This is a genomic window from Rhizobium phaseoli (genome assembly GCF_010668805.1).
Lineage (GTDB): Bacteria > Pseudomonadota > Alphaproteobacteria > Rhizobiales > Rhizobiaceae > Rhizobium > Rhizobium phaseoli_A.
The window spans coordinates 26,484-51,195 of record NZ_WUFT01000001.1; the positions used below are offsets into that span (position 1 = coordinate 26,484).

At 61.8% G+C, this 24,712-nt stretch carries 24 protein-coding genes and 1 other RNA gene; 9 read left to right on the forward strand and 16 right to left on the reverse strand.

The annotated features are described in order from the left end of the window. Nucleotides 1–7 precede the first annotated feature (7 nt). Both GR197_RS00145 and ffs read right to left on the reverse strand, forming a co-directional pair. Complete coding sequence (locus GR197_RS00145) at nucleotides 8–1,885, reverse strand: DNA polymerase III subunit gamma/tau (protein ID WP_164006035.1); 1,878 nt, start codon at nucleotides 1,883–1,885, stop codon at nucleotides 8–10. A 45-nt stretch (nucleotides 1,886–1,930) separates the two neighbouring features. Further along, an RNA gene (gene ffs, locus GR197_RS00150) (signal recognition particle sRNA small type) lies at nucleotides 1,931–2,027 on the reverse strand. Nucleotides 2,028–2,115: 88 nt separating this feature from the next. Between ffs and GR197_RS00155 the strand changes: the two genes are divergently transcribed. The 5 genes from GR197_RS00155 to GR197_RS00175 all read left to right on the forward strand — a co-directional run bounded on the left by GR197_RS00155 (nucleotide 2,116) and on the right by GR197_RS00175 (nucleotide 5,012). Further along, entirely contained in the window at nucleotides 2,116–2,526 is a 411-nt protein-coding gene (locus GR197_RS00155) for an HIT domain-containing protein (RefSeq protein WP_164006036.1), read from the forward strand. Further along, nucleotides 2,523–3,482, forward strand: coding sequence for an NAD(+) diphosphatase (gene nudC, locus GR197_RS00160; RefSeq protein ID WP_164006037.1), 960 nt, complete (start codon nucleotides 2,523–2,525; stop codon nucleotides 3,480–3,482). The genes GR197_RS00155 and nudC overlap by 4 nt, the downstream gene beginning before the upstream one ends. Nucleotides 3,483–3,486: 4 nt before the next feature. Then, nucleotides 3,487–4,179, forward strand: a complete 693-nt coding sequence (locus GR197_RS00165; RefSeq protein WP_164006038.1) for a helix-turn-helix transcriptional regulator — start codon at nucleotides 3,487–3,489, stop codon at nucleotides 4,177–4,179. 72 nt (nucleotides 4,180–4,251) lie between these two features. Next, nucleotides 4,252–4,512: a hypothetical protein gene (locus GR197_RS00170; RefSeq protein ID WP_164006039.1), complete on the forward strand. Its 261-nt coding sequence runs from the start codon at nucleotides 4,252–4,254 to the stop codon at nucleotides 4,510–4,512. 131 nt (nucleotides 4,513–4,643) lie between these two features. Next, nucleotides 4,644–5,012, forward strand: coding sequence for a VOC family protein (locus GR197_RS00175; RefSeq protein WP_164006040.1), 369 nt, complete (start codon nucleotides 4,644–4,646; stop codon nucleotides 5,010–5,012). Between the two features lie 20 nt (nucleotides 5,013–5,032). On the opposite strand, the gene GR197_RS00180 is transcribed toward GR197_RS00175, so the two are convergent. Together GR197_RS00180 and GR197_RS00185 are read right to left on the reverse strand one after the other, a co-directional pair. Then, nucleotides 5,033–5,887 carry a prephenate dehydratase gene (locus GR197_RS00180; protein WP_164006041.1) on the reverse strand — a complete coding sequence of 285 codons (855 nt, stop codon included), beginning with the start codon at nucleotides 5,885–5,887 and terminating at the stop codon, nucleotides 5,033–5,035. A 10-nt stretch (nucleotides 5,888–5,897) separates the two neighbouring features. Continuing rightward, nucleotides 5,898–6,653 (reverse strand): 3-deoxy-manno-octulosonate cytidylyltransferase, encoded by a 756-nt coding sequence (locus GR197_RS00185; RefSeq protein ID WP_164006042.1) that lies wholly within the window; start codon nucleotides 6,651–6,653, stop codon nucleotides 5,898–5,900. Nucleotides 6,654–6,806: 153 nt separating this feature from the next. On the opposite strand from GR197_RS00185, the gene GR197_RS00190 reads away from it, so the two are divergent. After that, the gene (locus tag GR197_RS00190; RefSeq protein WP_164006043.1) at nucleotides 6,807–7,364 is read left to right on the forward strand and encodes a c-type cytochrome; all 558 of its coding nucleotides are present in this window, start codon (nucleotides 6,807–6,809) and stop codon (nucleotides 7,362–7,364) included. A 72-nt stretch (nucleotides 7,365–7,436) separates the two neighbouring features. Here the strand turns inward: GR197_RS00190 and GR197_RS00195 are convergent, their stop codons facing one another. Next, nucleotides 7,437–8,384: an AEC family transporter gene (locus GR197_RS00195; RefSeq protein WP_164006044.1), complete on the reverse strand. Its 948-nt coding sequence runs from the start codon at nucleotides 8,382–8,384 to the stop codon at nucleotides 7,437–7,439. A 497-nt stretch (nucleotides 8,385–8,881) separates the two neighbouring features. Here GR197_RS00195 and GR197_RS00200 point away from each other — a divergent pair, with 497 nt between their 5' ends. After that, nucleotides 8,882–9,874: an adenosine kinase gene (locus tag GR197_RS00200; RefSeq protein ID WP_164006045.1), complete on the forward strand. Its 993-nt coding sequence runs from the start codon at nucleotides 8,882–8,884 to the stop codon at nucleotides 9,872–9,874. On the opposite strand, the gene GR197_RS00205 is transcribed toward GR197_RS00200, so the two are convergent. Beyond that, nucleotides 9,867–10,406: an SH3 domain-containing protein gene (locus GR197_RS00205; RefSeq protein ID WP_164006046.1), complete on the reverse strand. Its 540-nt coding sequence runs from the start codon at nucleotides 10,404–10,406 to the stop codon at nucleotides 9,867–9,869. The genes GR197_RS00200 and GR197_RS00205 overlap by 8 nt on opposite strands. Before the next feature lie 184 nt (nucleotides 10,407–10,590). Here GR197_RS00205 and GR197_RS00210 point away from each other — a divergent pair, with 184 nt between their 5' ends. Continuing rightward, nucleotides 10,591–11,592, forward strand: a complete 1,002-nt coding sequence (locus GR197_RS00210) for a 2-hydroxyacid dehydrogenase (RefSeq protein ID WP_164006047.1) — start codon at nucleotides 10,591–10,593, stop codon at nucleotides 11,590–11,592. A gap of 19 nt (nucleotides 11,593–11,611) precedes the next feature. Here the strand turns inward: GR197_RS00210 and GR197_RS00215 are convergent, their stop codons facing one another. From GR197_RS00215 to recF, 3 genes are read right to left on the reverse strand one after another with little or no spacing between them, the layout of a single operon-like run. Continuing rightward, nucleotides 11,612–12,100 carry a GNAT family N-acetyltransferase gene (locus GR197_RS00215; RefSeq protein WP_164006048.1) on the reverse strand — a complete coding sequence of 163 codons (489 nt, stop codon included), beginning with the start codon at nucleotides 12,098–12,100 and terminating at the stop codon, nucleotides 11,612–11,614. Next, complete coding sequence (locus GR197_RS00220) at nucleotides 12,097–12,921, reverse strand: molybdopterin-synthase adenylyltransferase MoeB (protein ID WP_164006049.1); 825 nt, start codon at nucleotides 12,919–12,921, stop codon at nucleotides 12,097–12,099. Before GR197_RS00220 ends, GR197_RS00215 begins: the two co-directional genes overlap by 4 nt. Further along, entirely contained in the window at nucleotides 12,918–14,042 is a 1,125-nt protein-coding gene (recF, locus tag GR197_RS00225; protein ID WP_164006050.1) for a DNA replication/repair protein RecF, read from the reverse strand. Before recF ends, GR197_RS00220 begins: the two co-directional genes overlap by 4 nt. A 374-nt stretch (nucleotides 14,043–14,416) precedes the next feature. Between recF and GR197_RS00230 the strand changes: the two genes are divergently transcribed. Beyond that, nucleotides 14,417–14,782, forward strand: a complete 366-nt coding sequence (locus GR197_RS00230) for a helix-turn-helix domain-containing protein (RefSeq protein WP_164006051.1) — start codon at nucleotides 14,417–14,419, stop codon at nucleotides 14,780–14,782. A gap of 76 nt (nucleotides 14,783–14,858) precedes the next feature. On the opposite strand, the gene GR197_RS00235 is transcribed toward GR197_RS00230, so the two are convergent. The 7 genes from GR197_RS00235 to GR197_RS00265 form a co-directional block, all read right to left on the reverse strand. Beyond that, nucleotides 14,859–15,059 carry a hypothetical protein gene (locus GR197_RS00235; RefSeq protein WP_007634143.1) on the reverse strand — a complete coding sequence of 67 codons (201 nt, stop codon included), beginning with the start codon at nucleotides 15,057–15,059 and terminating at the stop codon, nucleotides 14,859–14,861. 387 nt (nucleotides 15,060–15,446) lie between these two features. After that, nucleotides 15,447–16,577: a molecular chaperone DnaJ gene (gene dnaJ / locus GR197_RS00240; protein ID WP_007634142.1), complete on the reverse strand. Its 1,131-nt coding sequence runs from the start codon at nucleotides 16,575–16,577 to the stop codon at nucleotides 15,447–15,449. A gap of 86 nt (nucleotides 16,578–16,663) precedes the next feature. Beyond that, nucleotides 16,664–18,580: a molecular chaperone DnaK gene (dnaK, locus tag GR197_RS00245; protein ID WP_164006052.1), complete on the reverse strand. Its 1,917-nt coding sequence runs from the start codon at nucleotides 18,578–18,580 to the stop codon at nucleotides 16,664–16,666. Nucleotides 18,581–18,963: 383 nt separating this feature from the next. Continuing rightward, nucleotides 18,964–21,300, reverse strand: a complete 2,337-nt coding sequence (locus GR197_RS00250; protein ID WP_164006053.1) for a transglycosylase domain-containing protein — start codon at nucleotides 21,298–21,300, stop codon at nucleotides 18,964–18,966. Between the two features lie 251 nt (nucleotides 21,301–21,551). After that, nucleotides 21,552–21,773, reverse strand: a complete 222-nt coding sequence (locus tag GR197_RS00255) for a hypothetical protein (RefSeq protein WP_164006054.1) — start codon at nucleotides 21,771–21,773, stop codon at nucleotides 21,552–21,554. A gap of 449 nt (nucleotides 21,774–22,222) precedes the next feature. Continuing rightward, a complete protein-coding gene (locus GR197_RS00260) occupies nucleotides 22,223–22,909 on the reverse strand; it encodes an SH3 domain-containing protein (protein ID WP_164006055.1) in 687 nt (228 codons plus the stop codon). 377 nt (nucleotides 22,910–23,286) lie between these two features. Continuing rightward, complete coding sequence (locus GR197_RS00265) at nucleotides 23,287–24,675, reverse strand: dipeptidase (RefSeq protein ID WP_164006056.1); 1,389 nt, start codon at nucleotides 24,673–24,675, stop codon at nucleotides 23,287–23,289. Nucleotides 24,676–24,712: the final 37 nt, after the last annotated feature.

A 24,712-nucleotide genomic window follows, 5' to 3' on the forward strand; every position in this document is an offset into this window, starting at 1 on the left:
TGAAACTCTAGAACTCTATGTCGTCGCCAGGCAGGATGTCGCCTTCCTCGGATTCGGCAGCGGCCGGTGGTGTTGCCTCGCCTTCCTCGTCCGGGTCGGGCGCCCGCACGCGCACGTCGATGATTTTCGCGCCTGGAAAATGCGCCAGGATCGCTGCCACGTCAGGGTCCTGACGGGCGTCGATGACGTGCTGTTCCCGGGTCCTGGCCTCTGCTTCCACCAGTGTCGGCTTGCCCTCTTCGCGGCTGAGGCTGACGATCCAGTGAATGCCGGTCCATTCCTTCAGCTTGACGGCAAGCTCGTTGAGCAGCGTCGTCGGCGCGCCGTCGGTCAGGCTGACGTCAAGGCGGCCGGGCTCGATCCGGACGGGACGCACAAAGGTGCGCACCATCGCCTTCAGCTTCGGATCGCGCTTCTCGGCGGCAAGATCGACGATATCGCTGACCGAATTGACCTGGACGAGCGGCTTTAACGCTTCCGCCGGTTTCGTCTCGATCCGCCCGATCGGCATCGTCTGTGGCTGGCTGCTCGGCACGGCGCGCAACATTGCGACCGGTGCGGACGCCTGCGGCTTGCCAGGTGCAATCTCCGGCGCGCGTGCCGCGACACTGCTTTGATAGGGAACCCGCGTGCCGCTGCCGCCGCCATTGCCTGATGGCGAGGAAGAGGGCCGCGGGCCGGCATTGTCGCCGGAAAATTCGCCAAGCCGCCGCGCCGCGTCTTCAGGCGACGGCAGATGCGCCGCATGCGCCAGCCGGATCAGCACCATTTCGGCCGCACCCGCCGTCCGCGACGAGCCTTCCGTTTCCGGAATGCCCTTCAGCAGCATCTGCCAGATGCGCGACAGCGTCGTTACCGCAACGCCCTTGGCGAATTCCGCCGCCTTGGTGCGCTCGACCTCGCTGAGCGAGGGATCGTTTGCCGCATCCGGCACATATTTCAGCCGCGTCACCAGATGGGTGAAATCGGCAAGATCGGTCAGCACCACCACCGGATTGGCGCCGGCCTCGTATTGGCTTTGGAATTCGCCGAGGGCGGCGGCCACGTCGCCTTGGACGACATGCTGGAAGAGATCGACGATGCGGGCGCGGTCGGCGAGACCGAGCATCCCGCGCACGGCGTCCGCCTGCACCGCACCTGCGCCATGGGCGATCGCCTGATCGAGTAGCGACAGGCCGTCGCGCGCCGAGCCTTCGGCGGCACGTGCGATCATCGCCAGCGCGTCTGGTTCCGCCTCGATGCCTTCCTTGGCGGCGATCGTCGAAAACAGCCCGACGAGATCCGACGCGCTGATGCGGCGCAGGTCGAAGCGCTGGCAGCGTGACAGCACGGTAATCGGCACCTTGCGGATCTCGGTCGTGGCGAAGATGAACTTCACATGCTCCGGCGGCTCTTCCAGCGTCTTCAAGAGGCCGTTGAAGGCCTGCGTCGACAGCATGTGCACTTCGTCGATGATGTAGACCTTGTAGCGCGCCGAAACCGGCCGATAGCGCACCTGCTCGATGATCTCGCGGATATCGTCGATGCCGGTATGGGAGGCGGCATCCATCTCGATCACGTCGACATGCCGGCCTTCCATGATCGCCTGGCAGTGCTCGCCGGGTGTGCGTAGGTCGATCGTCGGCTTGTCGATATCGGCTGTCTTGTAGTTCAGCGCCCGCGCCAGAATGCGCGCCGTCGTCGTCTTGCCGACGCCGCGCACGCCGGTCAGCATGTAGGCCTGGGCGATGCGGCCGGTCTCGAAGGCGTTGGTGAGGGTGCGGACCATCGGCTCCTGGCCGACCATCAGGTCCGTGAAATCCTTGGGGCGGTATTTGCGAGCCAGCACCCGGTAGCCGGTGCCCGTCGAGGCGGCATCTTTTGATTGTCGCTCGGTGTCGCTCATCGCCCTGCTTGTCGCCCGGATCGTCGGGCACTTCGTGGAGAGAAGGTGGGAGGCTGGCACGATGACCCGTGCCGGGCTCGTTAGGGCTGCTTCCTTCCGGACCTGACCCGGTTGGCGAGTGGCTCGTCCACCACCAACCTCCCGAATGCACATATCGGCAATATCGTCATCAAAAGCAAGCCAACATGATAAAAAACTGCTAGTCCTTGGAAAAGACAGGAGGAATGCCCTTGAACGGCTTTATGCTCGACTCCCGGCTGGAAAATGACAGCGTCAGCATCATGATCACCGGCCTCTGTGATCTGAGATTGTCGAGGGATGCCCGCTGGCCCTGGCTCATTCTGGTGCCGCGCCGGGCAAGCATCACCGAAATCTTCGAGCTGACGCCGCTCGACCAGGTGCTGCTTGCCTTCGAGACCGAGCTCACCGCCACGGCGCTGAAACAGATCACCGGCGCTGCAAAAATCAATATCGGGGCTCTTGGCAATATCGTCCGCCAGCTTCATGTTCATGTCATTGCCCGCTTCGAAGGCGATGCCAACTGGCCGGGTCCCGTCTGGGGTTTCGGACGCGCGGAGCCCTACGAAGACGGAAAGAGAGACGAATTCACAGCGAAGCTGCGGGAAGCCCTTTCATCATGAGTCATTCGCTTTTCGATTCGGATGTGCCGCATCCGGAACCCAGCAATCTCACGGCTTTTGCCGCCAACGACCTCAATCGCGATTCCGAACATCGCGACGAACGCTCCGTCGAAAAAGCGCTGGCCAAGGAGGGCACGCATATCTTCGCCTTCGCCGGCGACAAGCTGGTGCTGAAGCATGACGGCCAGGTGCTCGATCCGCTCTTTGCCCGCTACGAGCTGCAGGAGCTTCGGCCGAATTGGGACGAGACGGTGCTTCTCGGCTACCGCAAATCAGGCGAGCCGCGCCTTGCCGTTCCCGTCGGCATCGACGTCGACGATCTCACCAGCCAGTACAAGCCTGCCGACGGCCGCACGCTGTTTCGCGAAATGCTGATCGACGAGGTGCTGCTCGGCGAATTCGCCCAGGCCGCAAGCCTCATCCGCTGGAATGGCGACAACCGCTTCTGCGGCCGCTGCGGCTCGGCGATGGAGATCCATATCGGCGGCTACAAGCGTGTCTGCGCCGCCTGCGAGCATATGATCTTCCCCCGCACCGACCCTGTCGTCATCATGCTGACGATCGATGAGAGCCGCGACCTCTGCCTGCTCGGCCGCAGCCCGCATTTCGCGCCCGGCATGTATTCCTGTCTCGCCGGCTTCGTTGAACCCGGTGAAACCATCGAGAACGCCGTGCGCCGCGAAACGCTGGAAGAATCGGGCATCCGCACCGGCCGCATCCGCTACCACGCCTCGCAGCCCTGGCCGATGCCGCATTCCCTGATGATCGGCTGTTACGCCGAGGCCAGATCCACCGAAATCACCCGCGACGAGACGGAGTTGGAGGATTGCCGCTGGTTCACCCGCGAGGAAACGATCGAGATGCTGGAACGCCCGAGCGCAACAGGCAAGGCCTCTCCGCCGAAAGGGGCGATCGCCCACCGCCTGATGCGCGACTGGGTGGAGTGGAAGCGGTAGCGTAATGCCGATCGCCCGCTCGGAACGGCTGCTGACGCTGCTCCAGACGCTCCGGCGTTACCGGCGGCCGGTGACCGGCATCGTGCTTGCTGAGGAAACCGGCGTCAGCCTGCGCACGCTCTATCGCGACATTGCCAGCCTGCAGGCCCAGGGTGCGATGATCGAAGGCGAAGCCGGCATCGGCTACGTGCTGAAGCCGGGTTTCATGCTGCCGCCGATGATGTTTTCCGAAGAGGAGCTGGAGGCGCTGGTGCTCGGCTCGCGCTGGGTCGCCCGCGCCGCCGAACCGCGTCTTGCCGGCGCCGGCGCCGATGCGCTGGCCAAGATTGCCGCCGTGCTGCCGGCCGATATGCGGGAGATGATCGATTCGGCGGCCCTTTTCGTCGGTCCCAAACGCCGGGACGAAGACAAGGCGGATGTTTCGGCCATCCGCAGGGCGATCCGCCTGGAGCGGATCCTCGAACTGCATTATGGCGACGAGCAGGGCCGAATTTCCCGCCGCCGCGTCTGGCCTTTCGCGCTCGGCTATTTCGAGCATGTGCGCGTCCTCATGGCCTGGTGCGAACTGCGCCAGGATTTTCGCCATTTCCGCACCGACCGCATCATCGACATGACTCTGCATGAGGTGCGTTATCCGCGCCGCCGCACGGTTCTTCTCAAGGAATGGCGCGAGCAGGACGTGCCGCTCGAGAACTGAAACGCTGCTGCCATAAACTGTCAGCAGTCGAGGTTATCATCAGTACCAATCCACCAGGAAGGAGTACTGATCATGGCAACGCCTCCCGCCATTCATTTCGCCAACGAGCGTTTTACAGCTGAGACATTTGCCGATGTGATTTCGGCCGAAACTTTTGCCGACGTCCGCCAATCGGCGCGCTCCGGCTTGCTGCGGCTGGTCATGGGCTTTCTTCGGAATCCCAGGGGAAACCGCCCGAAACTCGATCTTGAATCGACACCGGATTCCTTGAAGCGCGATCTCGGCTTCCTGGACGGGCGCGGCCCGCGCCGCGAGGATCGTTTTCCGCTGTAAATTACTGCATCACCATTGACCTTCGGCCCGACGGAAACGAGGCGCGGCAGTCGCCGAGCCTCCCTATCCTGCTGCCATCCATTGGCAGCAGCGGGGCCCCCCTTCGCCATTTCCTAAACGGGAGAACCGAAATGACCAGCCCCAATCTGATTATCCTCTACGTCAAGGACCCGGGCGAAAGCGCCGGCTTCTATCGCAACCTCCTGAACCGCGAACCGGCCGTGGAGGCACCAAATTTTGTCGCGTTTCCGCTCGAGGGTGGCTTCACCCTCGGCCTCTGGCGGCGCAGCAAGGTCGAGCCGCAGCCCTCCGCCATCGGCAACCGCGGCGAAGTGGCCTTCATGGTGGCGGGGGAAAATGCCGTCGCCCGGCAGTATGAGGATTGGCGCGGCCGCGGCCTGCCGATCGCCCAGGAACTGACCGAACTGGATTTCGGCCCGACCTTCGTCGTGCTCGATCCGGACGGTCATCGGCTGCGCGTCTGTGAGCCGGATAAATAATATGACCGATGCGGGGCTTGTTAAAGCAGGCCTCGCATCGCATGCCCCTTGTAGACGCCGAGGATGCGCACCTTCTCGGAGAAGAACCGCAGTTCTTCCAATGCCCGCCGCACGTTCGGATCATTCGGATGGCCTTCGATATCGGCGTAGAACTGCGTCGCCACGAATCGTCCGCCGAGCTGATAGCTTTCCAGCTTGGTCATGTTGATATTGTTGGTGGCAAACCCGCCGAGCGCCTTGTAGAGCGCGGCCGGAATGTTGCGGACGTTGAAGACGAAGGTGGTGACAACCTTTTCGTCCGCCGAAGTCCGTTGCGCCCATTCCTCGTCGCGCGACAGCACGACGAAGCGGGTGACGTTGTTTTCAGTATCCTCGACATTTTCGGCAATGATCTCGAGCCCGTAGAGATCGGCGGCAAGCCGCGGCGCCAAGGCGGCCATCGAGCGGTCGCCGGTTTCCTTCACCAGCTTTGCTGCGCCCGCCGTATCGCCGGCGATCACAGGCTTCCAGCCATTGGCCCGAACGATCTTGCGGCACTGGCCGAGCGCGTGAATGTGGCTGTGCACCGTGCGGATCTCGTCCTTGGTCACCCCCGGCAGCACCATCAGCTGGAAGCGGATCGGCATGAAATATTCGCCGATGATGTGCAGCCGCGATTCAGGCAGCAGATGGTGGATATCTGCGACGCGCCCGGCGATGGTGTTCTCGATCGGGATCATCCCGATATCGGCGTCGCCATTGTCGACCGCCGTGAACGCATCCTCGAAGGTCTGGCAGGGCAGCGGCTCCATGGTCGGAAACATGTCCCGGCTGGCCATGTCGGAATTGGCGCCGAATTCGCCCTGGAAGGCGATCCTGTTGGTCTTGATGTTCATGATGGTTCCGTCAGTTCGACTTTGCGGAGAGGATGCGCCGCGCTATTTCGAGGTCGGCCGGAGTATCGACACCGAGCGGAACCGTGTCAACGATCTCAACGTCGATGCGCATGCCGGCCTCCAGCGCCCGCAGCTGCTCCAGCGATTCGCGCCTTTCGAGCGTTGAAGGCCCGAGCGCGACGAACCGTTCCAGCGCCGCGCGCCGATAGGCATAAAGGCCGATATGGTGGTAGAGCGGACCCTTGCCGTAAGGTGCGGTCGCACGCGTGAAATAGAGCCCGCGCAGTCGGGTGTCGGAAACCGGCGAACCGACAACCTTGACGATGTGCGGCGCGGTTTTATCAGCTTCATTGTCGATTTCAGTCGTCAGCGTGCCGATATCGACCGCCTCGTTCTCGAGCGGGCGCAAAGCCGCGCGCACGGTTTCCGGATCGATCGTCGGCAGATCGCCCTGGACGTTGACGATGAATTTCGCCTTGCCGGCAGGATCGACTTTCTGCAGCGCCTCGAAGATTCGATCGGAACCCGATTGATGCTCGCTGCTGGTCATGACGACTTCGAAGCCGGCGGCAGAAACGGAATCGAACACCCTGATGTCGTCGACGGCGACGACGACGCGGCCGATGGCTGCCTCCCTGGCGCGCATCGCCACCTGGACGATCATCGGCAGCCCGCAAATATCGGCGAGCGGCTTGCCCGGAAGCCGGGTGGAGGCCATCCGCGCCGGGATCAATACAAGCACGTCATCTAAATTTGAATCACTCATTGGTCGGGCCTTCTATTCCGGGCTGAAAAGTGTCAAAAAGTCTCACGCACAAGACCATTTAGACAGTTGCAACGATCAGCCAAAAGACATAGGTTCCGCGCGATTTCAAGATGGTCGGGTTATGGTCTGCCGGCTGCAAGGGGAGCATTGCAGATGAATTCATACGTCAATACGGCCGTTGGGGCGCTGCTCGGAACGATTTTCGTTCTGATGTCGGTCTCCATCGCGTCCGAAGGGATCTTCCATTCCGAAGCACCGGAAAAGGAAGGTTTCGCGATCGTTGCAGAAGAGGCGCCCGCCGCTGGTGGCGAAGCTGCGCCTGCCGCTGCTGCCGTCCCGATCGCGCAATTGCTTGCTTCTGCCGATGCCAAGGCCGGTGAAACGGTTTTCAAGAAGTGTCAGGCCTGTCATGACGGCACCAAAGGGGGACCGAACAAGGTCGGTCCCAACCTCTTTGGTGTCGTAGATCGCCCGATCGCCTCGCATGAGGGCTTTGCCTATTCCGCTGCCATGAAGGATTTCTCCAAGGGCAGCAGCGAGAAGTGGACCTTCGAATTTCTCAACAAGTTCCTGACGGCGCCGAAGAAGGATGTTCCCGGAACGGCGATGGGCTTTGCCGGTCTGCCGAAGGATCAGGATCGCGCCAACGTCATCCTCTACCTGCACACGCTCGCCGATTCGCCGGTGCCGCTGCCGACCGCGACGCAGTGACGCGGACGGAATAATCGCATGTCATCGAAGCCCGGCCCGCGAAGCCGGGCTTTTTGTTGTGCAAAGAGTGTTTCAGGCACCCAGGAAATAGGCCCAGAGTGACACCGTGATGGCGCCGAGCGCCGTCGTCACCGTGATCGTCGAGGCAGCGATGCTATGACCGACGCCGAAGCGGTTGGCGATCAGCCAGGCATTGACGCCTGTGGGCACCGAAGAGGTCAGCACGATCGCCGCCGTCCATTCGGGGCTGAGGCCGAGGAGATGGCTTGCCGCCCACACGCAGCCGGGCAGCATCACCAGCTTCAAGCTCGACGTGACGCTGGCGATGCCGAGATTGCCTGAGATGCCGTATTTCTCCAGCGCCATGCCGAGCGAAATCAGCGCCGCCGGACCGGCAATGCCGGCGATCTGTTTGACGACCGTTGCCAGGGTTGCAGGCATGGTGAGACCGGAAAGATGCATAGCCATGCCGGCCGCAAGCCCGATTACCAGCGGATTGCGGACGAGATTGACGGCGATCTGGCGAAGCATGAGCACCATGCTGCGATCGCTTTTGCCGGCGATCTTGCGCTCGGCATGCTCCATCAGCACCGTGCCGGCGACCATCATCACCGGCAGATGCACGGCAAGCAGGATCGACAGCGCCACCAGCCCCTCATCGCCGACGGTCCGCTCGACCAGCGGCAGGCCGATGAAGATATTATTGGCGAAGGCGGAGGAAACGCCGGCCAGCACGCCGATCCGTTCGTCACGGCCGAAGAGGCGTGTGGCGGCGATATGGCCGGTCGTCCAGGTGATGGCAACGCCGGAGAAATAGACGATCCACAGCCGGAAAGGCGAGGCGCCATGAAAATCCGCCTCGGCAATGGTGCGGAAGAGCAGCAGCGGCACGGCGATCTTGAAGACGAATTCACTGAGCGCTTCGCCGACATTCGATGCCATCAAGCCGCTGCGGACGATCACCCAGCCGATAAGGATCAGGATGAAGATCGGAAGAACGTCGAGAATGATGGCTGACATGAGGAGGCTGCTTTGTGCGGGGGAGTATCAACCTCTACTGCATAATTCCTCAAATCGGAATCGATTTAAGGAGAAAATTATCCAGCAATTCAAAGTTCTACAACGCTGCGCCTCTGAGAAGGGAGTGGCGTTACAGCAGCAAACCGTCTGCATTGAAACCCAATCGCCAATATCCGCAAAGCAAAAAAAGCGGGCACAGCCCGCTTTTCCGCTCCGGTCTTGCCGGATATCCGATCGCGAAGCCGCCAGTTCATCCGTGGTCAGCATCGCGCCGGTAAGATCGAGGGGATCATCCCCCGTGCGCCCGGCTGCAACTGAAAGCTGCTCATGCCGGTCTTCTTGCGACTATTTCTAGATTTTGAAGATGACATGGGCATGACGAATAGGCGGCAGTTTTGCGAAGAAATAGCGGTGCCATCCACCATTTATCCTTCCAAACTGCGGAAATTTCGCTAAGACCGGACCCCGGCTATCACAAATCCGGGACTCCCCATTTCATGACAAGATTCGATGTTCTGACAGTCGGCAACGCAATCGTGGATATCATTGCCCGTTGCGACGACCAGTTCCTCATTGACAACGAGATCACCAAGGCGGCGATGAACCTCATCGATGCCGAGCGCGCCGAACTGCTGTATTCGCGCATGGGACCGGCGCTCGAAGCCTCCGGCGGCAGCGCCGGCAACACGGCCGCAGGCGTGGCTAGCCTCGGCGGCAAGGCGGCCTATTTCGGCAATGTCGCCGCAGATCAGCTGGGTGACATCTTCACCCACGACATCCGCGCCCAGGGCGTTCACTACCAGACCCGGCCAAAGGGCACCTTCCCGCCGACGGCCCGTTCGATGATCTTCGTCACCGAGGACGGCGAGCGTTCGATGAACACCTATCTCGGCGCTTGCGTCGAGCTCGGGCCTGAAGACGTCGAGCCCGACGTCGTGGCCAACGCCAAAGTCACCTATTTCGAAGGTTATCTCTGGGATCCGCCGCGCGCCAAGGAAGCGATCCTCGATTGTGCCCGCATCGCCCATGAAAACGGCCGCGAAATGTCGATGACGCTGTCCGACAGCTTCTGCGTCGGCCGCTACCGCGGCGAATTCCTCGATCTGATGCGTTCCGGCAAGGTCGATATCGTCTTCGCCAATCGCCAGGAAGCGCTGTCGCTCTATGAAACCGACGATTTCGAAGAGGCGCTGAACAGGATCGCGGCCGATTGCAAGATCGCCGCCGTGACGATGAGCGAGGACGGCGCCGTCATCCTGAAGGGCCGCGAGCGTTATTACGTCGATGCGATCAAGATCAGGGAAGTTGTGGATACGACGGGTGCCGGCGATCTCTTCGCCTCCGGCTTCCTCTACGGCTACACGCAGGGACGCTCTCTGGAGGATTGCGGCAAGCTCGGTTGCCTCGCCGCCGGCATCGTTATCCAGCAGATCGGCCCGCGCCCGATGTCCTCGCTTTCAGAGGCCGCCAAACAGGCGGGGCTTATTTAAAGGCTTCGCCGGGATAGGCGCCCCAGATCTCCGATTGCGCCACCCAGCCAGAGGCGCCGTCGGTTTCGGCGCGGCACCAGTCGCCGTTGCATTCGCCGATCGTCACCATCACGCCGGGTTCCAGCTTGGCGACGATCGATGCGGAGGTCTGCGCCTCGCGCCGCAGATTGACAAAGACGCCCTTGCCCTTCGTCTTCATCCACGGGGCGGCGATCGCCGCACGCTGGCCTGACAGCAGCGACTGGTTGACCCAGCCTTCGGTGCCGTCGGCATCGCGGATGCGGCGCCAGTTGTCGTATTCCTGGATGATCTCCACCGGCAAGCCGGATTTCAGGTACATCCACGAAACGGCATAATCCGTTCCCGGGCCGATGCGCAGATTGACGCGCTTGGATTTCAGCGTGACGAAACGCGGCAATGGCAATCCGCTTGGTCCCTTGGCGGCCTGCGCATAGGCAAATTCGACGGTTCCCATGGATGCGGCCAGAGCGATGGCAAGGGCGAGGCAGGACTTCAGGACTTTGCTGCGCATGGAAGTTTCCGTTTGCTCGAATTCGCGGGCAGGCCCGGCCTGTTCGCGGTCCGGGCTCTGACATTCCCCGGCTGCACCGCGAGTTTTGTTTGTCTTCGCGTGCGGGTCTGGTAGAAAATGCCCGGATGGGAAAATTATCACCCCTCTTGGTTAAAGACCTCTGAACAAGGCACCACAGGCAGCCATGACAGCGAAGAAAAAACCGAAGGTCTACATCACCCGCAAGCTGCCCGATGCCGTCGAAACCCGCATGCGGGAGCTCTTCGACGCCGAGCTGAACATCGACGACGCGCCGCGTTCCGCTCCCGAGCTTGTCGCCGCGGTCAAGACCGCCGACGTGCTGGTGCCGACCGTCACCGATCGCATCGACGCGGCGCTGATCGATCAGGCGGGACCGCAGATGAAGCTGATTGCCAGCTTCTCCAACGGCACCGATCATATCGACGTCGAGGCGGCGGCGCGCAAGGGCATCACCGTCACCAACACGCCGAACGTCCTGACCGAGGATACCGCCGATATGACCATGGCGCTCATTCTCGCGGTTCCGAGACGGCTCGGCGAAGGCGCGCGGGTGCTGACCGACAAGCCCGGCGAATGGGCCGGCTGGTCTCCCACCTGGATGCTCGGCCGGCGCATTCACGGCAAACGCATAGGCATTGTCGGCATGGGCCGCATCGGCACGGCGGTGGCCCGCCGCGCCAAGGCTTTCGGCCTGTCGATCCATTATCACAACCGCAAGCGCGTCAATCCGGCCGTCGAGGACGAATTGGAGGCGACCTATTGGGAAAGCCTCGACCAGATGCTTGCCCGCGTCGACATCGTTTCGGTCAATTGCCCGTCAACGCCGGCGACCTACCACCTGATCTCGGCCCGCCGGCTGGCGCTGCTGCAGCCGACAGCCTATCTCGTCAACACCGCGCGCGGCGACGTCGTCGATGAAGCTGCGCTGATCAAGGCTCTGAGGGAGGGTCGGATCGCCGGCGCCGGCCTCGACGTCTTCGAAAACGAGCCCGCCGTCAACCCGAAGCTCGTCAAGCTCGCCAATGAGGGCAAGGTCGTGCTGCTGCCGCATATGAGTTCGGCGACGATCGAAGGCCGCATCGACATGGGCGACAAGGTCATCATCAATATCCGCGCGTTCATCGACGGCCACAGGCCGCCGAACCGGGTGCTGCCGGGCCGTTGAGAGACGCTCCGTGGTGGTATCAGGCGGCTCGGATCGGGGGCGCAAGAACCTTGCGCATCTCGACGAACGTCGTTCTGGCAAAGCCGGGATGCGCCTTCTCGGCGGTTCTGGAAAACCCCCAGGCCGCAAACACGGCGTGATTGTCGGTAAGCTCGATGCGGGTTTCCAGTCGCAAAGCGGGAAGACCGAGCCTCGCTGCCGTCAGTTCGGCGATCGCCAGCAGCCGCTTGCCGAGGCCCTTGCCCTGCACCTCAGGCAGAACGGCGAGCTTGCCGACATAGAGACAATCGGCCTCCGGCCGCAGGAACAGGCAGCCGATCAATTTCTCGCCGTCGATGACGACATGGCCGATCTCGGCCCTGGCCTTTTCCGCCAGTGAGCCCGCCGTCAGCGTGAGCGCCGAGGATGGCGGATCAATCCTGCCGTTCATCGAAGCGAAGGAGGCAAGGATCAGTGCGAGCAGCTCGTCCCAGCGCTTGAAACGATGATCAAGAGGAATAATCGTCATCCCGCCTGTCTTTCTGTCGTGCGGCGTCTTCCGTAGCGCACAGTGTCGAACCGGGCCTTGAGCGCGTCGTAGAGCAGCAGCCGCCCGACCAGCGGCTCCCCGGTGCCGGTGACGAGCTTGATTGCCTCCATCGCCATCATCGTGCCGATGACGCCGGTCAGCGCGCCGATGATACCGGCCTCGGCGCAGGCCGGAATTAGTCCCGTCGGCGGGGCCTCCGGAAAGAGGTCGCGATATCTGGGGTTGGGCGTCCCGTCCTCGGCGCTCTCATAGGGCTTGAGAACCGTCAGCGAGCCATCGAAACGCCCGACGGCGCCGCTGACGAGCGGAATGCGTACTTGCTCCGCCGCATCGGCGGCGGCGTAACGCGTGTCGAAATTGTCGGAGCCGTCGATCAGCAGATCGAAGCCGGACAGTTGCCGGCGGGCGGTCTCCGGGGAAAAGCGTTCCTCGAAGCGGATCAGCCGGACATGCGGATTGAGCCTGGCGATGGCCGAGGCGGCACTCTCCGTCTTCAACTCGCCGATCGTGCCGGAATCATGGATCACCTGGCGCTGCAGGTTCGACAGCGACACCCGGTCGTCGTCGACGATGCCGAGCGTGCCGATCCCGGCGGCTGCGAGATATTGCAGCACCGGCGCACCGAGACCGCCGGCGCCGATCACCAGCACACGGGCGGCTTTCAATCGCTGCTGGCCGGCACCGCCGATCTCGGGGAGCAGGATGTGGCGGTGATAGCGGGCGATTTCGTCCGGGCTGAGCGGTTCCATGGCGCCGACAGTATCATGGCGCCCGGCGCCGGGAAAAGCCGCCTCTGTCATTCGAAAGCTTTCCCGTCGGCAACCGTGAAGAACTGTGCCCTGTCACCGAGCGCCGAAAACATCGCGCGATCCGTTCCGGTCATGAAGGCCTGGCCGCCGAGCCCGTCGATGAGGTCGAACAGCGCGGCGCGGCGGCCCTCGTCGAGATGCGCGGCAATCTCGTCGAGCAGCAGGATCGGCGCATGATCGGTGAGATTGCCGACGAGGCGTGCATGTGCAAGCACCAGGCCGACAAGCAGCGCTTTCTGCTCGCCGGTGGAACAACGTTCCGCCTCCATCGCCTTCTCGCGGTGGTGCACGATGAGGTCGGCCCGGTGCGGCCCCTCCAGCGTGCGCCCTGCACCGGCATCGCGGTAGCGGCTCTCTGCCAGCATTGCCGCATAGTCGTCCTCGAGGTCGACCGAGGGGCGCGAAAACTGACCGTCCATGAAGCCGGAGAGCTGCAGCGCTGCCGAAGGGAAGGGTGAACTCTCGGGCCTTTCCTCGATCAACCGGGTCAGCATGCCGAGCATCTCTTGCCGGGCGAGCGCCATGGCGATGCCGAGGCTGGCCATTTGCTGTTCGATACCGGCGAGCCAGGAGGGATCGAAACGGCCTTCATCCAGCAATTTGTTGCGGCTGCGCATGGCACGCTCGAAATCGCTGGCGCGGCGGCCATGGGCGGGATCGAGCGACAGTACCAGCCGGTCGAGAAAGCGGCGCCGGTCGGAGGAGGCGCCGGTAAAGAGGCCGTCCATCGCCGGTGTCAGCCAGAGAAGGCGCAGATGGTCGGTCAGTTCATCGACGGTCTTGGCGGGGGTGCCGTTGATCCGCAGTCTGCGCGCGTTGGTCTCCTCGCTTGTTTCGACGCCCGTGCCGATCTCGACTTCGCCTTCCATGCCGTCGAGCGCGGCGAAGATCGAAAAACCGCCGGCTGCACCGACACGGGCAATGTCGCCATAGGCGGCGCGCCGCAGACCGCGGCCGGGCGAAAGCAGCGAGACGGCCTCCATGAGATTGGTCTTGCCGGCGCCGTTGTCTCCCGTCAGCACGGCGTGCCGACCGTCAAGGGCAAGGGCCGCCGCCGCATAGTTGCGGAAATCTGTCAGCTTCAGACGGGAAAGAGCAACCTTGTGCGGCATCGAATGTCCGGAATCGTGAAGCGTGACAGCTAAGCCTAAGCGGCGTTGATGGCAAGGCTTGCAGTGTCGTTGCCGAGCGTTGTCGCCGCTGCCGGTCGGTGCGCGACAAACGCCGAGCCCGGCTCTACGCGGGGGCCAACTCTCGCTGAAAATACAACCTTTGGAGGAGCGTCCGACATTGCCGCGGCACTATGGACGGCGGCATTTGTCGATCCCTTCGAACCCCGGATATACGGGGTTTCGCCACAATCGGCTCACGCGACTGACGTAACGTAAGGCCGAAAAATGCAAGTTGAATTTTGCAACTGCAGGGTTGAGTTATCCTGCAAAACCGATATGGTAAACAAACTGTTTATGTATCAGAGAGTGATGAAGTGCCAGATCCGGTTGATATTATCGTTGGTCGCAACGTAAGGCAGTTTCGCGCCCTTCGCCGTGTTTCCCAGCTCGAGCTTGGCGAAGCACTCGGACTGACTTTCCAGCAGATTCAGAAATACGAAAAGGGGACGAACCGCGTTTCCGCCAGCAAGCTGCATCAGATCGCGGTTTTTCTTGATGTTGAGATCTCTGCTCTTTTCGAGGGAGCCGGCATATCGCAATTCGGCAGCCGCATCGAACTCAGCCCCGACGCCTATGCGCTGGCGCTGAGCTACGACAGACTGAGCTCGCCGGCAGGCAAGGAGGCGGTCAAGACCATCGTCACCCTGATGACTGGCGAAGCGGCCGAAACCGCCGCCTGATTCACCGAGCGTCACGCAAAGCATAAGCTGCCCGGATCCGGATGATATCTGGACACATACAGCCGTGCGGCAAGATTTAGTGAATGTCGCATTCGTGCAGCGCCATCAGCAGGTCATCCTGCGTCTGGTGGCCGGCATGATAGAGGTCGATCGCGATGCTGGCGACGGAAAGCCCCTGCTGGCTGCGAAGCTTGATGTTGCGCTCGGCGCACCATGTGTAGAGGGCGCCGGCGAGAACGTCGACGTCGTCGGACTGGGAGGAAAAGGCTGGCGCCATGGCAGATACCCTTGGTTTAATTGTTCCCGCTAGAGCGCCGCGTATCGAAAATCGATCCTGATTTTCGGGTTCTGCGCTGACGGCAGAGACTGAATTCATTTGGAAAACTTGCAAGCGACATCACGTGGCTGCGTTAACGCAAGTCGTGTTCCCATGCGTCGCCGTGTCGAACTGGGACAAGTCGGCGGGGACGCACGGCAAATGTCTCAAATCGGGATCTGCTGAACGAAAAAGCCGGAGACGTTTCCGTCCCCGGCCTTGGAAATGGTGATGTCGATTGCGGCGAAAGCCCGTCGCATCAGATTGGAGTCATGCGACGCGCTTGAGGCTTTTGTTTTTATGCATGTCGCTCTCCCGGAACCGCTGTGCACTTCCTGATGATATGCATTAGCCTTCGAAGAATTCCTTCATCCGGGCGAAGAAGCCGGTCGATTCGGGATTGTTCTCCTTCGAGGAAAGCTGCTCGAATTCCTGCAGCAATTCGCGCTGGCGCTTGGTGAGCTTTTGCGGCGTCTCGATCTGGATCTGGATGTAGAGGTCGCCCGTCTGCGCCGAACGCAGCACCGGCATGCCCTTGCTCTTCAGGCGGAACTGTTTGCCGGCCTGCGTGCCTTCGGGCACGCTGACGCGCGACTTGGTGCCGTCGAGCGTCGCCACGTCGAAAGTTCCGCCGAGAGCGGCCGTCGTCATCGAGATCGGAACGGCGCAATAGAGATCGGCTCCATCGCGCTGATAGAACTCATGCGGTTTGACGGACAGGAAGATATAGAGGTCGCCGGCCGGCCCGCCGCGGGCGCCGGCTTCACCCTCGCCCTGCAGGCGGATGCGTGTACCGTCCTCAATGCCGGCCGGAATATTGACCGAGAGCGAACGCTCTTCCGTCACTCGGCCCTGGCCGTGGCATTTCGGGCAGGGATCGGGAATGATCTGGCCGCGGCCGTGGCAGGTCGGGCAGGTCCGCTCGATCGAGAAGAAGCCCTGTGCGGCGCGCACGCGCCCGCTTCCCTGGCAGGTACCGCAATTCTTCGGTTGCGTGCCGGGCTTGGCACCCGAACCCGAACAGACGTCGCAGGTGATCGAGGTGGGAACGCGGATTTGCGCCGTCTTGCCGGCAAACGATTCTTCCAGCGTTATTTCCATGTTGTAGCGAAGATCGGCGCCGCGTTCGCGGCCGCCCGACGAGCGCTGGCGCGCACGCCCTCCGCCCATCATCTCGCCGAAGATATCTTCGAAGATGTCGGAGAAGCCGCCGCCGCTGGCAAATCCGCCGCCACCGCCGCCCATGCCGCCGTGCTCGAAGGCCGCGTGGCCATAACGATCATAGGCCGCCCGCTTCTGCGGGTCCTTGAGCATCTCGTAGGCTTCGTTGATTTCCTTGAACTTGCGTTCGGCGTCCTTGTCATCCGGGTTCTTGTCCGGATGGAATTTCATCGCCAGCTTGCGGAAGGCGCTCTTCAGCTCTTTCTCGTCCGCCGTCTTGGCTACACCCAGAGTTTCGTAATAGTCCGCTTTTGCCATTAAGGATTAAACCCCGGAAATGGATTTTCCGGCTGCCATGGTGAGCAGCCGGATCAGGTGTTGAAGCATAACCACGTCGTCGCGGATTACGCGGACTTCTTGCGGTCGTCGTCCTTGATTTCCTCGTAGTCGGCATCGACGACATTGTCGCCGCCTTCCGCGGAGGCATCGCCGGCAGCGCCACCTTCGGCCTGCTGCGCTTCATAGATCGCCTGGCCGAGCTTCATCGACACTTCCATCAGCGTCTGGGTCTTCGCCTTGATGTCGTCGGCATCCGGCTCGGATGCTTCCGAAGCTGTCTTCAGCGCAGCGATCGCATCCGAGATCGCGGTGCGGTCGGCCTCGGAAACCTTGTCGCCATAATCCTTCAGAGACTTTTCCGAGGAGTGGATCAGGCTTTCGGCCTGGTTCCGGGCTTCGACGGACTCGCGACGCTTCTTGTCTTCGCTGGCATGCGCTTCGGCATCCTTCACCATCTTCTCGATGTCGGCGTCGGAAAGGCCGCCGGAAGCCTGGATGCGGATCTGCTGTTCCTTGCCGGTGCCCTTGTCCTTGGCCGAAACCTGCACGATGCCGTTGGCGTCGATGTCGAAGGTGACTTCGATCTGCGGCATGCCGCGCGGCGACGGCGGCAGGCCGACGAGGTCGAACTGGCCGAGCAGCTTGTTGTCGGCAGCCATTTCACGCTCGCCCTGCGAAACGCGGATGGTAACGGCTTGCTGGTTGTCTTCGGCAGTCGAGAAGGTCTGGCCCTTCTTCGTCGGGATCGTCGTGTTGCGTTCGATCAGGCGGGTGAAGACACCACCCAGCGTCTCGATGCCGAGCGACAGCGGCGTCACGTCGAGAAGCAGCACGTCCTTGACGTCGCCCTGCAGAACGCCGGCCTGGATGGCAGCACCAAGCGCCACCACTTCATCCGGGTTAACGCCCTTGTGCGGCTCCTTGCCGAACAGCTGCTTGACGACTTCCTGTACCTTCGGCATGCGGCTCATGCCGCCGACGAGAACCACTTCGTCGATTTCGGCGGCGGTGACGCCGGCATCCTTGAGCGCTGCCTTGGCCGGCGCGATCGTGCGCTGGACGAGATCGTCTACCAGGCTCTCGAGCTTGGCGCGGGTCAGCTTCAGCGTCAGATGCTTCGGACCGGAAGCATCAGCGGTGATGAACGGCAGGTTGATTTCGGTCTGCTGCGAGGACGAAAGTTCGATCTTCGCCTTCTCCGCAGCTTCCTTGAGGCGCTGCAGGGCAAGCTTGTCGTTCTTCAGGTCGATGCCGTTGTCGCGCTTGAATTCGCCGACGAGATATTCGACCAGACGCATGTCGAAGTCTTCACCGCCGAGGAACGTATCGCCGTTGGTGGACTTCACTTCAAAGACGCCGTCGCCGATCTCGAGGATCGAGATATCGAAGGTGCCGCCACCAAGGTCGTAGACGGCAATTGTCTTGCCTTCTTTTTTATCGAGGCCGTAGGCGAGTGCGGCAGCGGTCGGCTCGTTGATGATGCGCAGAACTTCAAGGCCGGCGATGCGGCCGGCATCCTTGGTTGCCTGGCGCTGCGCGTCGTTGAAATAGGCAGGAACGGTGATGACGGCCTTCTCGACCTTTTCGCCGAGATAAGATTCGGCAGTTTCCTTCATCTTCTGAAGGATCATCGCGGAAATCTGTGCGGGCGAGTAGCCCTTGCCATTGGCTTCGACCCAGGCGTCGCCATTGTCACCCTTGACGATGGTAAAGGGAACGAGGTGCTTGTCCTTCTCGACGGTCGGGTCTTCGTAGCGGCGGCCGATCAGGCGCTTGACCGCAAAGAGTGTATTCGTCGGGTTGGTGACCGCCTGGCGCTTGGCCGGCTGGCCGACGAGGCGTTCGCCGTCCTCGGAAAATGCCACCATGGAAGGGGTCGTGCGGGCACCTTCCGCATTCTCGATAACCTTCGCGTCCTTGCCGTCCATGACTGCGACGCAGGAATTCGTCGTTCCAAGGTCGATACCAATTACTTTTGCCATGTCATTCTCTCCTTGAAGCAAGCTGTCGGAACCCCGAGAAGGCATTTCCCTGACAGCCCCTTACGGGATGGGTCTACTTGATATTACGCAATCGTGATTGCGGTGATGCGGCGTATATAAGGAGCGGTTTTCTGGACTGCAAGGCGAGAAATCGCCCGGAATCCAGCAAAACGAATGTGTTGCATTCATTTTTTATAGTCACCGGGAAGGAGGTCGCCCCCTGTCCGGAAAGCCGCCGATTTCTGATGCCTGTCATCCTCACGTGCGAAGCGCTTTCGGAACAACGACCTGCATCAAAACCAAGACCAAAGTGCGTCGCTGAACCAATTCCGACACAACACGCTTCCGAGCATCGGGCCGGCGCTGCGCATGCAGCAAAGCTCTCACTGGCCCATGATCAGATCGAGCAGCGTTGTGCGCCGCGGCTGGACGGACGAGGTTGTCGGCGGCGCCCCGACATCGCCCGGTGGAACCATGCCCTCGTAGCCTGAACCGCCGCCTTCGGCAATGTCTCCAGGCGGAACCGGGCCGTTACCGGAGGTCGCCGGCTGCTGTCGGGCAGGCGCTTGCGGATAGCGGTTTGCATTGTCGTTGCCGCCGAAGACGCCGGAAATGATCCCGCCGATCGTCGACGGCGACGCTTCGGCCGTCATCGGCTGTCCGCTGCCCGATTGTCCAGCGCCCGGCGCCGATTGCGCCATCGGCTGACCATTGTTCGGATCGGCGATCAACTGGCCGTTGCCGAAGAGTGGCGCCGGCGAAAGACCCTTGTGGGCGGCGACCATGAATTCCTTCCAGGCCTTGGCGGGCAAGCCGCCGCCGGTCACCTTCTTCATCGGCTTGCCGTCATCATTGCCGAACCAAACCCCCGTGGTGAGGTTGCTGGTGAAGCCGACGAAGAGCGCGTCGCGCGAATTCTGCGTCGTGCCGGTCTTTCCTGCCGCCTGCCAGCCGGGGATCTTGGCGCTCTTGCCGGTGCCGTTGTCGATCACGCCCATCATCATCGCATCCATTTCGGCGACGATCTGCTCGGACAGCACACGCGGCGGGCTGTCATAGGTATTTTCGTAGAGAACCTTGCCTTCGGCGGTCGTCACCCGCCGGATGACGTGCGGCGTCGCCTTGTAGCCGCCATTCATGAAGGCGGCATAGGAGGCGGTGAGTTCCATCAGCGAGACCTCGGACGTGCCGAGCGCGATCGAGGCGTTCGGCTGCAGCTCGCTTTCGATGCCGAGCCGGTGGGCAAGCTTGATCACCTGATCCGGCCCGTCATACATCACCAGCTGGGCGGCCACCGTGTTCAGCGACTTGGCAAGTGCGGTGGCCAGCGTCACTTCGCCATTGTATTTCTTCTCGTAATTTTCGGGCGTCCAGTCGCCGATCCGGATCGGCGCGTCATTGAACACCGAATAGGGCGTCAGCCCCTTCTCGAGTGCGGCAGCATAGACGAAGGGCTTGAACGAGGAGCCCGGCTGGCGCTTGGCCTTGACGGCGCGGTTGAACTGGCTCGTCGCATAGTCTCTGCCGCCGACGAGTGCCCGGATCGCACCGGTGCCGTCGATCGACACCAGGGCCGCCTGCGAAGCGTCGAGCTTCCCGCCCTCCTTGTCGAGCACGTCGACCAGCGATTGCTCGGCTTTCTTTTCCAGCGACTTGTCGATGGTCGTATCGACGATCACGTCTTCCTTGACGTCGCCGATCAGGCCCGGCAGTTCGTCCATCACCATGTCGGCGACGTAGTGTCCGGCCCCTGACCAATAGCTCTTGGCCGAAGCCGGGGTCTGCGACATCGCGGTCTTGACTTCGGAATCGGTAATGAAGCCCTGCTCGCGCATTGCCGCAAGCACAAGCTGGGCACGCGCATTCGCGGCTTCCGGGTCGCGGGCCGGCGACAGTCGCGACGGCGCCTTGAGCAGGCCGGCAAGCACCGCGGCCTCGCCGAGGTTCACGTCACGCGCCGATTTATTGAAATAACGGCGTGAAGCCGCCTCGACGCCATAGGCGTTCGATCCGAAGAACACCCGGTTGAGATACATCGCAAGGATCTGGTCCTTGGTGTATTTCTGCTCCAGCCAGAGTGACAGCAGCACCTCCTGCACCTTGCGTTCCAGCGTCCTTTCAGGCGAAAGGAAGAGGTTCTTGGCAAGCTGCTGCGTCAGCGTCGAGCCACCCTGCACCATGTGGCCGGCCGTGAAATTGGTCACGATCGCCCGCCCGAGACCAAGCGGATCGACGCCGAAATGCGAATAGAAACGCCGATCCTCGATGGCGATGACGGCTTCCGGAATATAGGGCGACATGTTTTCGAGCGGCAGCGCTTCGCCGCCGGTGGCGCCGCGATTGGCGATGACGCTGCCGTCGACGGCGGTGATCTTGACGTTCGGCGGCCGTTCCGGGATCGCCCATGTGCTGGCGCTCGGCATGCGCGAGCCATAATAGACGACAAGCCCGGCAACGCCGATGCCGGCCCAGATGAACAGCACGACGCACCAGTAGATCACCCGGCGCAGGAAGCCGAAAAAGCCGCCACCTTCGCGCTCCCGCGGCTCGCGCCGGCGCCGCGGGGCAGGGCGCTCCGGCGGCTTGGAGCCGCCGCGCCGTGGAGATCGGCTTCCGGCAATGCGATCGTCGGCATCGAGCGAAAATGCGTCATCGTCGCGCGCCGGGCGGCCGTTGAAGGACGGTTCGATTCTATCGCCTGATCTGCTTCTGCCTGCCATCGCCGACCGGTCACACCCCATGTTCGATCGCGAAGCGTGACTTCGCACAACGGCACTCTTGCAGGCGCCGTCACCCGACTGAACTGTAAATGCGGCGATTTAACGGGGTGTTAATTATGGAAAGCAAAGCAGAACGCGGCGATAAAGCGCTTCGGGTCGTTCCGGCTTTTTACGCTGCGCTTTAACTCTTTCATTTACGCATGTCGTTATCCCAAAACCGCTGCACACTTTTGGGCGACATGCATTGGCGCTCAGAACTGGCGGGCCTCGTAATCGTCGAGCGTTTCCGGATCCTGCTTATATTCCCATTCGCCCAGATGAAAGCGACGCCAGATCTGGCCGGAAGGGTTGAGGTTCGCCCCATCGGTAAGTCGCACAGGAAGGAGTGGGTTGTGTTTGTGCCAGACGGTAACATCTATCGCGGCTGCCCGAGCGCCGAAAAGCCCCAGGAAAGCCAAGTAGTCTTGCGTCATCAGGGTCCAGCCTCGAACGGATCAAAATCGATCCGACGTCTCAAAACTGCAACAAAGAATCCCGCAAGACAAGAGCATCAAGCGTGCTCTCAGATCAAATTGTCGGTGGCTTTGTTGCAAGCAGGGATGTCAGTCATGGCGACTGTCAAAAAATCTCACTTTCGACGGGACGGAGCAAAGCCGCCGGATGATTTTTATCGGCGTTGCGCCGAAATGCGTGCGCCGCACATCTTCTGTCTGGTCGGTGGAACTAATAGGCTCCGCGATGGTTTAGAATGACGCGGGACAACCCCTCACGTCCCGCGCCCGGATCGGCCGTCTCCCCTCAACACGCGCCGATCGACATCAGGCCCGGTGCATCCCTCTCGGGAGCGCCGGGCTTTTTTTGATTGTTCACCGGCGGCCGGGAAAACCTCGAAAGGGACTGTGCTGCGGCCGCCCTTCCTATCTTATTGGTCGCAGGAGGGATCGCCGGGTCGGCAATCGAAATTCCTGCGATCGGGCCTGCGATCCCCATCTCTCCGTTCGTCCCGTCGATTGTCGTCGCGTCCGTCCTGGTCGCCATTTCGGTTGCGCCAGTCTCTGTCGCGATCCCGATTGCGCCCATCTCGGTCGCCGTCTCGGTTGCGATCCCCGTCGCGCCAGTTCCGATCGCGATCCCGGTTGTCTTGATCGCGATTGTCGCGATCCCGAATGTCGCGATCCCGATTGTCGCGGTCGCTGTAATAGTCGTCCGGGCCGCGGCTCCAGCGGTCGCGCTGGCGATAGAAATCGCGGTTGCGGTAGTAGCGATCCCAATAATTGTCGACGCTGAAGCGGATGACCGGGATGCCGAGCGGACGGTAATATTGCGGACCGACATAGATACGGCGCTGCTGGTAGAGAGCCTGCACATATTGGCCGGAGACCCAGCCGCGGCCGCCGTAGAACTCAACGTCGCACCAGTTGACGTCGGAAAGGCAGCCGCGGATCTCGACGGAAGAACCGGCGGGTATGACCGCGACGGCGGGATATCGGGTGCTCGGACCGGCGCGCATGTTGACGTTCGCCGTCGAATAGCCTTCGGCAGCCTGCGCGATCACAGGCGCCAGCAGGAACAGGCCGGCCGCGGCGATTTTAGCAAACAGATTTTTCACGCTTTTTTCACTCCTCGCAGGCGTAGTTTGGGGCAGCACCTGGCTGCGCTTGCCCGGCATATGCCATCTGAAACGACAAGGTTAAGCGACGCCCGCACGTCTGAGACCGTCATCATTATCCTTGCCTTTCAATGGCTTATATGCTGGCTGCGATGAACGTAGCTTGAACGGGGAAATTGTTGCCGACGCCTCGAACCCGTGCAGTGCTTCGGATAATCCGGCGATCCCAGCGCTCCGTGCGACGTTAACGATCCGTTAACCTTTCGGAGGCAGTCTGACTGCTATACCCGCTTCTCATTGACCACGGATGAACTGGCACTGAGCAAGCGTATGACGAAAGGCCGGTTTTAACCGGCCTTTTTGTTATTGCGTTTCCCTCAGGCGGCGAGCGCCTGGAGAATCCGGACCCAGGAACGGATACCCTTGTGGTAGGAGACAAGCTCGTATTTCTCGTTCGGCGAATGGATGCGGTCATCGCTGAGGCCGAAGCCGACGAGCAGCGATTCCATGCCGAGCATCTTCTGGAAGTCGCCGACGATCGGGATCGAGCCGCCCATGCCGATGACGATGGCGGGTTTCGGCCACTCGTCGGAGAGCGCGGTCTTCGCTTTGGTCAGAACGGGCGAATCATAGGAGAGATGAATCGCCGGCGAGCCGCCATGCGGATGGAACTCGACCGAGCAATCGGCCGGAATCTTCGAGCGGACATAGCTGCGGAAAGCCTCGCGGATGGCGGCCGGATCCTGCGTGCCGACGAGGCGGAACGAAACCTTCGCCGAAGCCTTGGCGGCGATCACCGTCTTGAAGCCTTCGCCGGTATATCCGCCCCAGATGCCGTTGATTTCGGCGGTCGGCCGCGCCCAAGTGAGTTCGAGCACCGAACGGCCCTTTTCGCCCGAGGGAACGGAAAGGCCGACTTCGCCGAGAAAGCTCTCGGCGGTCTTGCCCAGCGTCTCCCATGACGCCTTGATGTTTTCAGGGGTTTCCTCGACGCCGTCGTAGAAGCCGTCGAGCGTGATGCGGCCGGTCTCGTCATGCAGGCCGGCGAGAGCCTCGACGAGAATATGGATCGGGTTGGCGGCAGCGCCTCCGAACAGACCGGAATGCAGGTCGCGATCGGCGGCCGTCACGGTTACTTCCTCGCCGACAAGGCCGCGCAGTGCGGCGGCGATCGCCGGCGTGTCGCGGTCCCACATGCCGGTATCGCAGACCAGCGCATAGTCGGCCTTGAGCTCGGCGGCATTGGCTTCGAGGAAGGGTTTCAGCGACGGCGAACCGGATTCTTCCTCGCCCTCGAAGAGGATGGTGACGCGGCAGGGAAGCGCGCCGTGAATCTCCTTATAGGCGCGGCAGGCCTCGAGGAACGTCATCAACTGGCCCTTGTCGTCGGACGTGCCGCGGCCGGTCAGGATCTTGCGGCCGTCGCCGACATCCTTGATCGATGGCTCGAAGGGGTCGTTTTCCCAAAGCTCGATCGGGTCGACCGGCTGAACGTCGTAATGGCCATAGAACAGAACGTGCGGCGCCTCGGTGGACGCGCCGGCATGATGGGCGACCACCATAGGATGGCCAGGAGTGTCGCGCACCGAGGCTTCGAAGCCGAGTGTCTGGAGGTAGACGACGAGCCATTCTGCGGCCTTGCGGCATTCGGCCTTGTAGGCGGGATCGGTGGAAATCGACTGGATGCGCAGCAGTTCGAACAGTTTTTCGAGGCTTGATGAAAGGTTCTGATCCGCGCGCGAAAGCACCGGTTGTATATCGGTCATTTTCGACTCCTTTTCGAAATTTGGCCGGACGATAGAC

Bases quoted from the DNA above. Each gene is read 5' to 3' on its own strand.
- GR197_RS00205 (WP_164006046.1), bottom strand. From the start codon at position 10,406: ATGCGCAGCAAAGTCCTGAAGTCCTGCCTCGCCCTTGCCATCGCTCTG.
- nudC (WP_164006037.1), top strand. From the start codon at position 2,523: ATGAGTCATTCGCTTTTCGATTCGGATGTGCCGCATCCGGAACCCAGC.
- GR197_RS00220 (WP_164006049.1), bottom strand. From the start codon at position 12,921: ATGACAGAGGCGGCTTTTCCCGGCGCCGGGCGCCATGATACTGTCGGC.
- GR197_RS00190 (WP_164006043.1), top strand. From the start codon at position 6,807: ATGAATTCATACGTCAATACGGCCGTTGGGGCGCTGCTCGGAACGATT.
- GR197_RS00250 (WP_164006053.1), bottom strand. From the start codon at position 21,300: ATGGCAGGCAGAAGCAGATCAGGCGATAGAATCGAACCGTCCTTCAAC.
- dnaK (WP_164006052.1), bottom strand. From the start codon at position 18,580: ATGGCAAAAGTAATTGGTATCGACCTTGGAACGACGAATTCCTGCGTC.
- GR197_RS00195 (WP_164006044.1), bottom strand. From the start codon at position 8,384: ATGTCAGCCATCATTCTCGACGTTCTTCCGATCTTCATCCTGATCCTT.
- GR197_RS00175 (WP_164006040.1), top strand. From the start codon at position 4,644: ATGACCAGCCCCAATCTGATTATCCTCTACGTCAAGGACCCGGGCGAA.
- GR197_RS00235 (WP_007634143.1), bottom strand. From the start codon at position 15,059: ATGGCGCCAGCCTTTTCCTCCCAGTCCGACGACGTCGACGTTCTCGCC.
- dnaJ (WP_007634142.1), bottom strand. From the start codon at position 16,577: ATGGCAAAAGCGGACTATTACGAAACTCTGGGTGTAGCCAAGACGGCG.
- GR197_RS00255 (WP_164006054.1), bottom strand. From the start codon at position 21,773: ATGACGCAAGACTACTTGGCTTTCCTGGGGCTTTTCGGCGCTCGGGCA.
- recF (WP_164006050.1), bottom strand. From the start codon at position 14,042: ATGCCGCACAAGGTTGCTCTTTCCCGTCTGAAGCTGACAGATTTCCGC.
- GR197_RS00215 (WP_164006048.1), bottom strand. From the start codon at position 12,100: ATGACGATTATTCCTCTTGATCATCGTTTCAAGCGCTGGGACGAGCTG.
- GR197_RS00210 (WP_164006047.1), top strand. From the start codon at position 10,591: ATGACAGCGAAGAAAAAACCGAAGGTCTACATCACCCGCAAGCTGCCC.
- GR197_RS00170 (WP_164006039.1), top strand. From the start codon at position 4,252: ATGGCAACGCCTCCCGCCATTCATTTCGCCAACGAGCGTTTTACAGCT.
- GR197_RS00200 (WP_164006045.1), top strand. From the start codon at position 8,882: ATGACAAGATTCGATGTTCTGACAGTCGGCAACGCAATCGTGGATATC.
- GR197_RS00180 (WP_164006041.1), bottom strand. From the start codon at position 5,887: ATGAACATCAAGACCAACAGGATCGCCTTCCAGGGCGAATTCGGCGCC.
- GR197_RS00165 (WP_164006038.1), top strand. From the start codon at position 3,487: ATGCCGATCGCCCGCTCGGAACGGCTGCTGACGCTGCTCCAGACGCTC.
- GR197_RS00145 (WP_164006035.1), bottom strand. From the start codon at position 1,885: ATGAGCGACACCGAGCGACAATCAAAAGATGCCGCCTCGACGGGCACC.
- GR197_RS00265 (WP_164006056.1), bottom strand. From the start codon at position 24,675: ATGACCGATATACAACCGGTGCTTTCGCGCGCGGATCAGAACCTTTCA.
- GR197_RS00185 (WP_164006042.1), bottom strand. From the start codon at position 6,653: ATGAGTGATTCAAATTTAGATGACGTGCTTGTATTGATCCCGGCGCGG.